The sequence below is a fragment of the Pontibacterium sp. genome (genome assembly GCF_964228735.1).
Lineage (GTDB): Bacteria > Pseudomonadota > Gammaproteobacteria > Pseudomonadales > Balneatricaceae > Pontibacterium.
The window spans coordinates 1-11,319 of sequence record NZ_CAXRBQ010000153.1; the positions used below are offsets into that span (position 1 = coordinate 1).

At 50.6% G+C, this 11,319-nt stretch carries 15 protein-coding genes; 8 read left to right on the top strand and 7 right to left on the bottom strand.

The window, feature by feature from the left end; all coding sequences use genetic code 11:
* Nucleotides 1-117: 117 nt before the first annotated feature.
* From ACEQ15_RS16815 to ACEQ15_RS16825, 3 genes are all read right to left on the bottom strand, one after another.
* On the bottom strand, nucleotides 118-939 hold the full coding sequence (locus ACEQ15_RS16815) for a helix-turn-helix domain-containing protein (protein ID WP_370280400.1): 822 nt from the start codon (nucleotides 937-939) through the stop codon (nucleotides 118-120).
* A gap of 68 nt (nucleotides 940-1,007) precedes the next feature.
* Entirely contained in the window at nucleotides 1,008-1,487 is a 480-nt protein-coding gene (locus ACEQ15_RS16820) for a carboxymuconolactone decarboxylase family protein (RefSeq protein WP_370280401.1), read from the bottom strand.
* 91 nt (nucleotides 1,488-1,578) lie between these two features.
* Nucleotides 1,579-2,142 carry an OsmC family protein gene (locus ACEQ15_RS16825; RefSeq protein WP_370280402.1) on the bottom strand — a complete coding sequence of 188 codons (564 nt, stop codon included), beginning with the start codon at nucleotides 2,140-2,142 and terminating at the stop codon, nucleotides 1,579-1,581.
* Nucleotides 2,143-2,273: 131 nt separating this feature from the next.
* Between ACEQ15_RS16825 and ACEQ15_RS16830 the strand changes: the two genes are divergently transcribed.
* Nucleotides 2,274-3,287 carry a GlxA family transcriptional regulator gene (locus ACEQ15_RS16830; RefSeq protein WP_370280403.1) on the top strand — a complete coding sequence of 338 codons (1,014 nt, stop codon included), beginning with the start codon at nucleotides 2,274-2,276 and terminating at the stop codon, nucleotides 3,285-3,287.
* A gap of 247 nt (nucleotides 3,288-3,534) precedes the next feature.
* On the opposite strand, the gene ACEQ15_RS16835 is transcribed toward ACEQ15_RS16830, so the two are convergent.
* Nucleotides 3,535-4,176 carry a cation transporter gene (locus ACEQ15_RS16835; RefSeq protein WP_370280404.1) on the bottom strand — a complete coding sequence of 214 codons (642 nt, stop codon included), beginning with the start codon at nucleotides 4,174-4,176 and terminating at the stop codon, nucleotides 3,535-3,537.
* 81 nt (nucleotides 4,177-4,257) lie between these two features.
* Between ACEQ15_RS16835 and ACEQ15_RS16840 the strand changes: the two genes are divergently transcribed.
* The 4 genes from ACEQ15_RS16840 to ACEQ15_RS16855 all read left to right on the top strand — a co-directional run bounded on the left by ACEQ15_RS16840 (nucleotide 4,258) and on the right by ACEQ15_RS16855 (nucleotide 6,965).
* Nucleotides 4,258-4,683 carry a helix-turn-helix domain-containing protein gene (locus ACEQ15_RS16840; RefSeq protein WP_370280405.1) on the top strand — a complete coding sequence of 142 codons (426 nt, stop codon included), beginning with the start codon at nucleotides 4,258-4,260 and terminating at the stop codon, nucleotides 4,681-4,683.
* Between the two features lie 37 nt (nucleotides 4,684-4,720).
* Nucleotides 4,721-5,044, top strand: a complete 324-nt coding sequence (locus tag ACEQ15_RS16845; RefSeq protein ID WP_370280406.1) for an FCD domain-containing protein — start codon at nucleotides 4,721-4,723, stop codon at nucleotides 5,042-5,044.
* Nucleotides 5,045-5,357: 313 nt separating this feature from the next.
* Complete coding sequence (locus ACEQ15_RS16850) at nucleotides 5,358-5,840, top strand: hypothetical protein (protein WP_370280407.1); 483 nt, start codon at nucleotides 5,358-5,360, stop codon at nucleotides 5,838-5,840.
* Nucleotides 5,841-6,965, top strand: coding sequence for a diguanylate cyclase domain-containing protein (locus tag ACEQ15_RS16855; protein ID WP_370280408.1), 1,125 nt, complete (start codon nucleotides 5,841-5,843; stop codon nucleotides 6,963-6,965). It begins immediately after the preceding gene.
* Nucleotides 6,966-7,032: 67 nt separating this feature from the next.
* Here the strand turns inward: ACEQ15_RS16855 and ACEQ15_RS16860 are convergent, their stop codons facing one another.
* Together ACEQ15_RS16860 and ACEQ15_RS16865 are read right to left on the bottom strand one after the other, a co-directional pair.
* A complete protein-coding gene (locus ACEQ15_RS16860; RefSeq protein ID WP_370280409.1) occupies nucleotides 7,033-7,686 on the bottom strand; it encodes a cupin domain-containing protein in 654 nt (217 codons plus the stop codon).
* Nucleotides 7,687-7,689: 3 nt separating this feature from the next.
* On the bottom strand, nucleotides 7,690-8,457 hold the full coding sequence (locus ACEQ15_RS16865; RefSeq protein ID WP_370280410.1) for an SDR family NAD(P)-dependent oxidoreductase: 768 nt from the start codon (nucleotides 8,455-8,457) through the stop codon (nucleotides 7,690-7,692).
* A gap of 109 nt (nucleotides 8,458-8,566) precedes the next feature.
* On the opposite strand from ACEQ15_RS16865, the gene ACEQ15_RS16870 reads away from it, so the two are divergent.
* Complete coding sequence (locus tag ACEQ15_RS16870; RefSeq protein WP_370280411.1) at nucleotides 8,567-8,914, top strand: winged helix-turn-helix transcriptional regulator; 348 nt, start codon at nucleotides 8,567-8,569, stop codon at nucleotides 8,912-8,914.
* A gap of 82 nt (nucleotides 8,915-8,996) precedes the next feature.
* On the opposite strand, the gene ACEQ15_RS16875 is transcribed toward ACEQ15_RS16870, so the two are convergent.
* A complete protein-coding gene (locus ACEQ15_RS16875) occupies nucleotides 8,997-9,380 on the bottom strand; it encodes a DUF3461 family protein (protein ID WP_370280412.1) in 384 nt (127 codons plus the stop codon).
* A 211-nt stretch (nucleotides 9,381-9,591) separates the two neighbouring features.
* Here ACEQ15_RS16875 and ACEQ15_RS16880 point away from each other — a divergent pair, with 211 nt between their 5' ends.
* Entirely contained in the window at nucleotides 9,592-9,936 is a 345-nt protein-coding gene (locus ACEQ15_RS16880) for a hypothetical protein (protein WP_370280413.1), read from the top strand.
* Between the two features lie 827 nt (nucleotides 9,937-10,763).
* On the top strand, nucleotides 10,764-11,319 hold a 556-nt coding region (locus tag ACEQ15_RS16885; protein WP_372530384.1), incomplete at its 3' end, for a hypothetical protein.

Sequence of the window (11,319 nt, forward strand, 5' to 3'; positions counted from 1 at the left end):
GAGGTAGCATCTAACGACGGTGCACATCCGCCTTCGGCAGGATATAGCGTCCTGTCAGAGAGTGTGCTCTTATGGGATGTATGGGAAGTGCAGGTTAGTTAAGCGCTGGTCTGCCTACTAATACCTTGCTGGTTGCTCCAGACACTTCAGATACTGCCCCGGCGTCAAGCCAACAACCTGCTTAAATTCGCGATTGAAGTGAGCCTGATCGAAGTAGCCCGCATTTAACGCAGCGTCGCTTAAAGATATATCGCCCGATCCGTTACGCAGGGTGGCGCGAGCATGGTTTACGCGTAATAAGCGACTGTAATGTTTAGGGCTGATACCTACCCACTGTTTAAACAGGCGCTCTAGCTGACGCTGGCTCAGGTTGATCTGTTCCGATAGGGAGGTGATCGGTTGCTGGGTTTGTCTATCCAGCCAATCAAGTGCCTTGTTTAGCTCTGAACTTACACCGACTGATCTCTCCAATAGCAGCAGTAGCCAGCGATCTAACTGAGTGATGCGCGCTGGGGTTGAAGAGTTTGATGCCAGCGTGTCGTAAATTCGGTTTAACTCGAGGCGTTGCTGAATTCGGTGTGTTGGTTCAATCGGCGCGATAAACTCGTTTAACGGTTCCTGAAAAAACGGATACGCCATACCCGGGTGAAAACGGATACCGATTGCGTCTATTTGATCGCCAAGCTGTAAAGGGATCGAGGTTGTATTCGGGCCACTGATCAGACAGCCCTGGCTGATCGCGCGGTCACCCATGATCAGTCTGGAATTGAAACTAAACGTAATGCCACAGCCGGTGTCGCAAGGCAGGTATTCCGTTTTTAACGTTGCATTGTCAGGCACAGAAACAAACCAGTAGTTCTTGATGTATGGACGTAGGGAAACCGCGGGTTTATAAAGCCGCAAATTGAGGTGAGAAAATCCTGTGAGAATGTTTTCCATCGTAGCTCTACGCCCAGCGTGTGTTCGAAAAGTCTAGCACCGTCCATGGCGAAGACTTATCACCTCTTTTAGAACGCTATGTTGCCGGCTTCGTAATTTCCCGCTTCGGTACCAAAGCTACGGGCGATCCGGTTCCAGGCGTTGATCGTTGTGATGGCAATTGTCAGGTCAACCAGTGCAGCTTCACTAAAGTGCTCCCGCGTTTCTCCATAAAGCACATCATCGATCTCATTACCGGCAATCAACGTATTGGCTTCTGCCCAGGCAAGGGCTGCACGTTCTTTGGGTGTGTAGTAGTTGGTTTCACGCCAGGCACTGAGGCCGTACAGGCGCTGTTCGGTTTCACCTGCTGCACGTGCTTCTTTGGTGTGCATGTCGATACAGAAGGCACAGCCATTGATCAGGGAAACGCGCAGTTTAACGAGTTCCAACAACGAGCGCTCAAAGCTGCCGCGTTCCCGATAACAACGGGCGATATAGCGCTCCAGGTTGTACATCGCATCCATCGCTTCAGGGGCGTATTTAATGTAATTGATACGTTCAGACATAAGGCTCTCTCCGTTAGGGTTATCTAGAAACAACCTTAAAGAGAGAGCCTTAGGCGGTATTGTAAATTTTCGACATCGCCCGATGTAGTTATCAATGCACGTGCATCTTCAGCTCGACCGGAAGTGAGCGGGAGATCATCTCGTATACCGGTGAGAAGCTGATACATTCACGAAGATCCTGTTCCGAACCTTTGGATGCCACATCCATATTCACTCGAATGTTGCTGTAACCTTTGCGTACGTCATCGCTTAGGCCCAGGAAACCCTGCAGATCCAGATCACCTTCCAGCGAAGTTGAAACGGATTCAATCTCGATACCGCGTGCGGCTGCGTGGTACACCATGCTGGTAGTCATGCAGCTCACCAGGGCATGCAGCACATATTCCACTGGGTTCGCGCCTTTGTCGGTACCCAGCAATACAGCGGGCTCGTCCGCTTCCAGCGTAAATGGAACGGTACGGCTGGTATCCATGGCACCGCATCCATAAAACGCCTTGATGGCACTGCGGTTGTGCCCACAGTCCAGCCATTGGTTCTGGGCGCTGAAGCGGAATTGGGCGAGGCTTGGATCCTGTTGCACGGCGGAAATGGTCGCCATCAGGTCATCAATGTTTACACCGTTACGCATGGTTGGTTTTTTTACTTGTTCTAACATGGCTCTGCCCTCGGAATGATTGGTGCGTCCGGATGCTCTTGGACGGTAAGTTCATTGTCCTGTGTGGGCTAAGCTGTTGTAAGAAGCATTCCTGCCACTAACGGTCCATTTGTGCCAATGGAGGAGGGTGTATGACACAAACCACAATTCGGGTTCTGTTTTTAGCGGTCCCCGAAACAGCCGGTTCGTCCCTTTATGGGATGTTGGATGTGTTGTCCGCGGCGGGTAATGTCTGGCAAACGCTGGTGCGCAGTGAGCCGCTTCCTGCACTGTTTTCTAATCAGATAGCCTCGGTCGATAAAGCGCCGTTTACCTGCGGACACAATATTCCAGTCGTACCCGATACCTGTATAGAGGACGATCCCGAGTGTGACATTTTGATCATCCCGGAGCTGTGGTTAGGACCCGATGAAGACCTGCACGGACGTTATCCGGAAATGATGGCGTTTATCCGGCGCAAGCATGGACAGGGCGCCTATGTATATTCTGCGTGCTCCGGCTCTCTGGTGTTGGCGGAAAGCGGCCTGTTAAAAGGGCGCAGAGCCACATCCCATTGGGGCTACGAACATCTGTTCCGTACGCACTATCCCGATGTTAATTTCCAGCCCGAACCAATCCTCTGCTTTGCCGACGAAACCGGACACGTGGTTACCGCTGGAGGGACGAGTTCCTGGCATGATCTGGTGATTCACATTATCTCCCGCCACGGCAGTCCCGCTGAAGCGATGCGGATCAGCAAGGTATACCTGCTTAAGTGGCACGATGAGGGGCAGTTACCCTTTAAACCGTTGGAGAACAAAGTGTTGCACAGTGATTCTGTGGTGATTGAAGCGGAACGTTGGTTGGATGAAAACTACCTGTGCCATGATGCGATTGATGGATTGCTGGAACACCTTGGCATGGCGGAACGCACCTTCAAACGTCGCTTCAAAACAGCCACAGGCGAGTCCCTGATCGAACGTATTCAAAATCTGCGCATCGAGAATGCCAAGAGAAGATTAGAAAGCAGTTCAGATGCGATCGACGATATTTGTGCAGATGTTGGTTATGAAGATACGGGGTTTTTCCGGCGTCTATTTAAGCGTCTCACCGGCATCTCCCCAAGCCAGTACCGCAAGATGTTTGGGCGGCACCATTATCAGTAACGCACACATCACCTCGTAGTAGGTTGGGTCCAGCTTCGAGACCGTGAAAGTATTCTGAACGTTGGTTATTTTCTCGGTAAAAACTGATACAACCCCTGTAGCAGCGGGCTTTTATGCCCTTTGGGTGCTGACCGCGACTCTCGCGAATTTTAAAGAAAATGTCGCCCTCAGAGCGGGCTGCTACAGATGCCAGGACCAAATTCTTTCACAGTCTCTGCGCTCGACCGAACCTACGGAATTTATGAGTTTATGAAGCAGAGCAACTACCTACGTTTTGCTTAATGCGTTCTTTCTCCCGCAACGCCTGTGTTGTGATCTGCCATGCGGAGGAGAGGAACAAGCCTGCCATAATGCCTGCCACAATCAGATCCGGCCAAGCGCTGCTGGTGGCCCATACACCGGAAGCGGCGATCAGTACAATCAGGTTGCCGATCGCATCGTTACGGCTACAGAGCCACACAGAACGGACATTGGCATCACCGTCTTTGTATTTCACCAGCAACAGAACGCTTGTTAGATTCGCTGCAAACGCGGCAATCGCAATCGCCCCCATCGTGAAGGCTTCCGGATTGCTCATCACAAACACCCGGTAGCCGGTGCTGCCAAACACCCAGACCGACATCAGCAACAAGCTGATCCCTTTAAAGATCGCTGCATTGCTTCGAACGGACGCGGCTTTGCCTATCGCCCACAGGCTGATGCCGTAACTCAGCGTATCGCCGATAAAATCCAGTGCATCGGCCTGAAGCGCTTGGGATTGCGCAATCCAACCTGCGACCATCTCTACGCCAAACATCACGCCGTTGATCAGAATAATGACCCATAAGATCCGTTTGTAGGCCGGATCGAGACCGGTGAACTCGGTCTTACCGCAGCAACTCTGTGCCATTGGTGTGCTTCCTCTATTCCTTAACTGATAAAGAAAGCTTAAAGTCTCTAGTGACTAGAGGTTCAAGTGTTGGAGCAAAAAATGTCAGAGTTTTATTCGATCGGTCAGCTTTCCAAACTGGCTGACTGCAAAGTACCAACGATTCGTTGGTATGAAGACAAGGGTCTGCTGCCTGCACCAACGCGTACGGAAGGGAACCAACGACGCTATACCGACCGTCATCTGACGACTTTGCGTTTTATCCGTCATGCCCGTGCATTGGGATTTGATCTGCCCGCAATCGAGAAACTGCAGCAATTGAACGGTTGCTGTTACGGCGACCATATGGAAGCCGATCGCATTGCGCAGGAGCACCTGGATGATGTGCGCAACAAGATCGCGCAATTAAAGGCGATGGAAGCAGAACTCGTCGCGATGATTGAGGGCTGTGATTACGAACACAGCTACAAGTGCCGGATCCTGGATGTATTGGGCGACCACGAATTGTGCGGTGGGGAGCATAAGTAGGTATAAGGTTCATAAAAAGGGGGCGGAGATCGCCCTGGTGATTCAGAATCTTGAAGCACTGACGCCGAGCGACCGCAAAGGCTTTATGGCGGTCCTGCGTCAGATCCACCAGATCCTGGCACAAAGCTCAAAGAACGAATTTATCCTCGCATCGATCAAGACCACCCAGGGTTTGTCCCGCCGTTTCTGGTGCTACTACGCAACAGATGAAGATCAGGCGTACTGTACCGATCTCTATATCCGTAAGATGAATGCACTGATGGAACAGAACGAGGAGGTGGCGGTAGCCGCTTCTGAAGAGCTGATCACCTACCTGCAGAACTTTACCAAAGCTCAGCTCGAACGATTCCGCTCGGAATGATCTTATATGCGCCTTAGTAGGGCAGAGAGCCGTATAAATCCAGATGGTAGTAGCGGCTCCTGTCTTGCTTGGCCTGGCGCTATTATTGCTTAAATCTAAGTTGTTACTGGGTGCCTTTACGGCCCTTATCTGATTTCGACGTAAGACCGCACAATGGACAGGTATATTAGAAGATTCTGTTTGAGTGAATTTATCTCAGCCCCATAAATTCTAGGCCTGCGTTGTTGAATTGTAATTCAGTTGTGTTTGAATGAATGTATAAATACGTCTATAAGAATGTATAGCGCTAACGTCTTCTAATGGAGTTAATGCAGTGAAATACCTCCGTGCAGTTTTTAGACCGTTTGTTTTTATGCTGCTGGCATGTGCTGTAGCCGCTACCGCTCAGGCGGGCGACAAGGCCATTCTTTCGGTAGTAGATGCGGGCGGCACCAAAGCTTACAGCCTGAAAGAACTTGATGGCTTTAAGCAACACGTCATTGAGACATCCACTCCCTGGACGGAAACTCACACCTTCAGCGGCCCCCTTTTGAAAGAAGTGCTGCTCAAGTCCGGTGCATATCAGGGACATACCGTAAAGGCATATGCATTGAACGATTACATCGTGGAAATAAACCAGGAGTTGCTGGACAATTATCCGGTCATCCTGGCGACGCGCAAAGATGGAAAAATAATGCGCATCCGCGATAAAGGGCCAATTTGGATCATGTTGCCGCTCGACCAATCTCCAGAGCTGGATAACCGTCGGATGCATGGCCAAATGGTATGGCAGCTAAATAAGCTAGAGAGCCGTTAATTGAAACGATTTGAAGTTCGCAAAGACTATATTCTGGTTTGTGTGACCGTTCTGGTTTTTGCGATAAGTTCTGCATTCAGTCTTTATCAAATCAACCGTGCATCAAAGACGTTGGCGCACGAGTACCCGCTCGCCATCTGGACCATCGAACAATTTGAAAGCGAACACCTATCGTTATTGCACGCCCTCGAGTTACATTCTGCCGGCGTTGATAACCGCGACGACGTGCAACAGGCGTTCGATATTCTCTGGAATAGGGTGACAGTTGTTATCGATGGTTACGAAGCATCATTTGCACGTGAGTCATTAGGTGCGCAAGATCTCGCGACCGGTGTCCTAAACGTCTTGAAACGCTATGACGCAAAGGTTCAGGCTATGCCCGAGGCGGGCGATCCTGGACTAAGCAGGGACGTGTTTACCGCACTGAATGCGTATCGAGGCCCCATCCACGAACTGAACATTCGTAACTTCCATGACCGTGACACTGTGTACGGTCTGAAGGGGTTTTCAGAACACCTTAAGGCAGCCGGTGTCGCGTTTTTCGGCTTAGTAGTGAGCGGATTGGTGCTGGTATTTATGCTACTGCGTCAGTTTTGGGCAAGTCGGCACCTGGCGCATCATGACGTGCTGACAGGCCTCGCCAACCGTCGATTCTTTATGGAACAGCTGCAACAAACAATTCTGCGCGCCGAAAGATATCACGAGAAGTTTGCTGTTTATCTTATTGATTTAAATGAGTTTAAGCCTGTTAATGATAAGTACGGGCACGTTTTTGGTGATTGCGTACTCAAGGTGTTCGGCCACCGTTTGGCAACCAGTGTACGGCGGATTGATATGGCGGCACGTTTGGGTGGAGACGAATTCGCCATCATTCAATATCCGATCAGCAATGACCTCGAAGTGCCTGCGCTACGCGAGCGGTTGAAAAAAGGGTTAAGCGGCGAAATTAGCAACGGAAATTACGTTGTTGATGTTTCCCATAGCTTGGGCGTTGCAACGTACCCGGCTGATGGCTCCAGCGCAGAATCGCTTTTGCATACAGCAGACATGAAGATGTATGGCCAAAAGGGGGCGCATAAGCGGCGCATCCAGAATGTTGCTGAGACCATGCAGGTCGATAGTTAATATATTAGGAATATTCAGAATGAATACATGAAAGGGGCAATCCAGCCCCTTTTTTAGTGTCTGGGATTTAGTCGATCGGTAGATGCCCGGTCTTCACCCAAATCACGGTTTCTTCTTCGACATAGGGAAAATGCTCGCTCATGTGTGGGCTGCGTAGCCAGGTACCGGCAGGGTATCGGCCGTGCTCGTCGATAAAGGTCCCCGATAACACCAGTATCTCTTCGCCACCCGCATGGCGGTGAGCCACAAAACGCTCACCGGCAGGCCATTTAACCAACGCGACATGTTCGGTGCCGTAACTGTGCAACGGCATCACCTGCAGATTGCCCTGGCCGGGCAGCCATGCGGTATTGGTGGTGTCGATGCGCACTGTTGCCTGATCGTCGACATCAAACTGATATAACTTCACCAGAATGGTACAGCCCTGTTCGCTGAAGGGGGCATGGCTGCTGTTGTGTGGATTGCGGATATAGGTGCCAGCCGGATAGTCTCCATGCTCGTCGGAAAATACACCGTCCAGCACCAGAATCTCTTCACCGTACGGATGCAGGTGGCTGGCGAACTTCGCTCCAGGCGCATAGCGTACGATACTGGTTGCGTGACCGGTCTCCGCTTCAGCCCGCGCCAGCGGTTTGCGTTCCACGCCCGCAGCCGGGCTTAGCACCCAATCCATCGCGTTGGTATCGATGACCACCCGTTGTGAGAAGTCCATATTAAGCATTTATCAGTTTCTCCCAGCCATTACGCCGCCATCCACATCCCAGGTTGCACCGGTGACCCAGCCTGCTTCGTCACTGAGCAGGAAATTAATGACGTTCGCCACGTCATCCGCGCTGCCAATCCGGCCAATAGGGTGGATGTCATTAAAGGTAGACAATACTTCATCCACATCATTCGGGTCGATAAATGTTTCATAGATCGGCGTTTTAACGACTGCCGGTGAAACGGTATTTACGCGGATACCATGATCACCCAATTCCATCGCCAGATGCTGGGTAAGCGCGTGCAGGCCCGCTTTGGCCATGGAATACGCACTGGATGGGGTAGCCTTGATCGCTTGCTGAGCCCACATCGAACCGATATTCACGATTGAACCACCGCCATGCTTGATCATGTTTTTCGCCACTGCCTGTGAAACAAAGAACAACGCACGGTTCAGCTTCATGTAACTGTCGTAGTCCTGATGATCATGTTCGATAAACGGCTTGGGATTAAAGGTACCGGCAGCGTTGACCAGGTATTTGATATGCTCGGTGCGATTGCTGATGTGCGAGATCAGTCGGTCGAGTGCCTCTGTGTCGTACAAGTCAGCAACGATGGTGTCTGCGAGTTCCGGAGATGCAAGTTGTTGAACGGCTGTGTCCAGTCGCTCTGCAGAACGACCGACAAGCAGGGTACGTATACCGCGCATGTTAAGCAATTGGGCGGTGGCGAGGCCCATACCGGTTGATCCACCCACGATCAGTGCAACAGTCTGTTTAATCTCATTCATTCGGTTATCTCCAGTGTTTGTTGTAAGGTGTTATAAGAGATTAAGAATGCTGTAGTGCATTGAAAAGTAAGTACAAATTGGTCAGGTAGGTACTTTTTGGTACATCTTTATGAAAAGTCAGGAAAAACTTTTTTCGCGTAAGTCCGCACCGGCACGCAGTGCGCGGATGGTTGAGGCCATTTATGGCTGCAAATGGTCGTTAACGGTGTATCAGTTGCTGGCCAACGGCATTAATCGCCCGGGGGAGATGGTTCGAAGCGTTGAGGGCTTAAGTACCAAAGTCCTCAACGAATGTCTGCGCAAGAATGTGCAGTTTGGCATTCTTGAAAAGCGCACCTTTAATGAGATTCCACCACGTGTCGAATACGAAACCACAGCCTTTGGTAAGAAGTTTTTGCGTATTGTTGATGAGCTGGAAGCGTTGCAGGAAGAGATCGACGAGGACGTGTTGAACTAGCTACGAATTAGAAGAGCGGGAAAGGACAGAAACAAAAATGGCCCAAGTAAGGGCCATTTTTTGATGATATGCGAGTGAATGATCAGACGATGCGGTTCAGATCTTCGCGCAGCTCCTGCAGTTTTGCAGCCATGATCTGTTCCAGGCGATCCAGCTCGTTCACCAGCTGCATGCGACGGTCGTGGTTGCTCATGCTCTTATTCAGGGCATTCAGCTCGTTGACCGCAGCAATCAGTACCGGGTCACTACCACCATTATCTTTGCTCTGGCTTGCAGCTTCTGCATCAGCAGGAACGACGGTGTTGCAATCGAAGCAGAACGTGCTGCTATCAGGCATTGCGGAACCAGCAGGGCGTTTGAAGTAGACCTTCAGTACTTCCTGGTTGTCTTGACGTGACAGCTTATAGTGGCTGATTGCATTCACATCGGTCAGGCCCATTGCGCTCAGGGTATTGAATTCTGACATTGCTCTTTCCGTTGTTCTTATGTTTTGTGATTCGTCTCTTGCTGACACTCAAGAATAAAGCAGGGGTTTTGATTCAGTAGGGCCAGTTTCGAGAGGTGGATATGGCCAGTTTTGGTTCCAGCGGGATTTTTTTTCTGGCCCTAATGGCAGGAGGGCACACTGCTTATAGTGAAATCATCAGGTCGGCGCCTGATTTGAAGGAGCAGACAGTATGTCGGCCGAAGTTATAGGTCCGGACATCACCGGACACTGTACAGACTATAAAAACAACGCAGGAGTCATTATGGCGACTAAAACTCAAGTACAGATCGAACTGCAACCTGAAACCCTGGAATTGTTTGATCGTTACCACAAATACACCGGCACAACCCCTGAACTGTATATCACCGAGTTGGTTGAGAAGACGCTCCCAACTGTTCAGGCAATGGTAGACGCAATGGATGAAGCCAGCGAAAACCCAGAGGGTGCTGATGTAATGGAGATCTTCGGTCGTAAGATGGCTGAAGCCGCTTTGCAGCAAAAACAGGAAGCGCAGGATTCTCCGCTGACTGTTTGAGACATCATTGTCTCTCCCTGAGAGTCGTTACTTCTTCTTTGCTCTGGTAACGCGCTATTCGAGCCACGCCCACACGTGGCTCTTTTTTTGTTCATCGTCGAAGAACGAGGAACTGCATAATCTGACTCGTTTGTAGGTTGGCCATCGTGAAGCGATGCCCAACAACTCGACTCAACTCAAAAATTCCGACTAAATGTTGGGCTTCGCACAGCGAAGGCCAACCTACGCTTTTTATATCTGGCTCCCATTACTGGTTCCCATGCTCTGCGTGGGAACCCATTGTTCACTCGCATTGCATACAAGTCCTATGCATTACCACGCAGAGCGTGGGAACGAGGTAGGTAACGAAGTAGTTTTGCGTACAAAAGCTAAGAAGATCAGTCTCAACAGGAAAGAAAAGAACACTATCACGGCTTAGGAAAGCTGAGCATGAACCAGCGCATGGATCGTACTGCCGTGATAGTGCTTGCCAAAACCTGGCAAGGGGTTGGTGGTATTGCGTTACGAGTGAATCAACGGCCGAACACCCGTAGTGGGATAACGGCCGGGCTTACATGTCACAATCACTATATCGGGGGAGCGTCTGGCCTGTTTAGGTCCAGAGACTGGCGATACAAAGTGCCAGCGACTTAGGCCAGTTATATGCGAACTGCGTCGAAAATGGGGCCAAAGTTCAATAAGTGTTGAGGCCAGCACCCCATAAAAGAGGAGTGGCCGTTGCCACTGCAAGGCAAATTGCTTAGTTTCAATTTGATGTCAGATCGACGGAGAAGAGGACTATGCAGTTAAAGGTTTCCCATAAGATAACCTTAGGTTTCACCTTTTTGGTGCTGTCAATTATGTTGGTTGGCGGCGGTGGGTTATGGGGTGCTGCCACTATCAGCCGTGGTCTCGACCAGGTGACGAATGAGTCCCTTCCAACCGTATCCGGCAGTCTAAATCAGATGATCACCCTGCAGCAGGCCAACCTGGCACTGCTGACGGTTCTGTCTGACGATAAAGACAAGAAACTACGTACAGAACAGAAGAAAGGCTTTGAAGAGCAGGTCCAGGTATTCCAATCCCGCCTCGAAGACCTGGGTTCTCAGTACGATCTGACTGACGAGCAACGCACCCAGCTGCAAACCGCATCTGAAACGGAAGCCTCATTTACTAAGGCTGCATTGAATGCAATGACCCTGCACGAACAGCAGTTGATGCTAGCCGAGCGTGTGCGCCAGAAAGAGAGTGGCTTCCAGCGCAAAATGGATACGCTCAATACCTGGAGCCAGAAATACATCAGCAAAAACACCATCAGTGAACGACTGACCCGTATCCGCGCGTTCATGCGCGCTGCTAACGCTCATCGCACCCAACTGATCAATTTCCGCCAGAGCCAGGATA

Coding starts and splice junctions, on each gene's coding strand:
- ACEQ15_RS16835 (WP_370280404.1), bottom strand. CDS start 4,176: ATGGCACAGAGTTGCTGCGGTAAGACCGAGTTCACCGGTCTCGATCCG.
- ACEQ15_RS16820 (WP_370280401.1), bottom strand. CDS start 1,487: ATGTCTGAACGTATCAATTACATTAAATACGCCCCTGAAGCGATGGAT.
- ACEQ15_RS16825 (WP_370280402.1), bottom strand. CDS start 2,142: ATGTTAGAACAAGTAAAAAAACCAACCATGCGTAACGGTGTAAACATT.
- ACEQ15_RS16875 (WP_370280412.1), bottom strand. CDS start 9,380: ATGTCAGAATTCAATACCCTGAGCGCAATGGGCCTGACCGATGTGAAT.
- ACEQ15_RS16830 (WP_370280403.1), top strand. CDS start 2,274: ATGACACAAACCACAATTCGGGTTCTGTTTTTAGCGGTCCCCGAAACA.
- ACEQ15_RS16870 (WP_370280411.1), top strand. CDS start 8,567: ATGAAAAGTCAGGAAAAACTTTTTTCGCGTAAGTCCGCACCGGCACGC.
- ACEQ15_RS16865 (WP_370280410.1), bottom strand. CDS start 8,457: ATGAATGAGATTAAACAGACTGTTGCACTGATCGTGGGTGGATCAACC.
- ACEQ15_RS16815 (WP_370280400.1), bottom strand. CDS start 939: ATGGAAAACATTCTCACAGGATTTTCTCACCTCAATTTGCGGCTTTAT.
- ACEQ15_RS16840 (WP_370280405.1), top strand. CDS start 4,258: ATGTCAGAGTTTTATTCGATCGGTCAGCTTTCCAAACTGGCTGACTGC.
- ACEQ15_RS16880 (WP_370280413.1), top strand. CDS start 9,592: ATGTCGGCCGAAGTTATAGGTCCGGACATCACCGGACACTGTACAGAC.
- ACEQ15_RS16860 (WP_370280409.1), bottom strand. CDS start 7,686: ATGCTTAATATGGACTTCTCACAACGGGTGGTCATCGATACCAACGCG.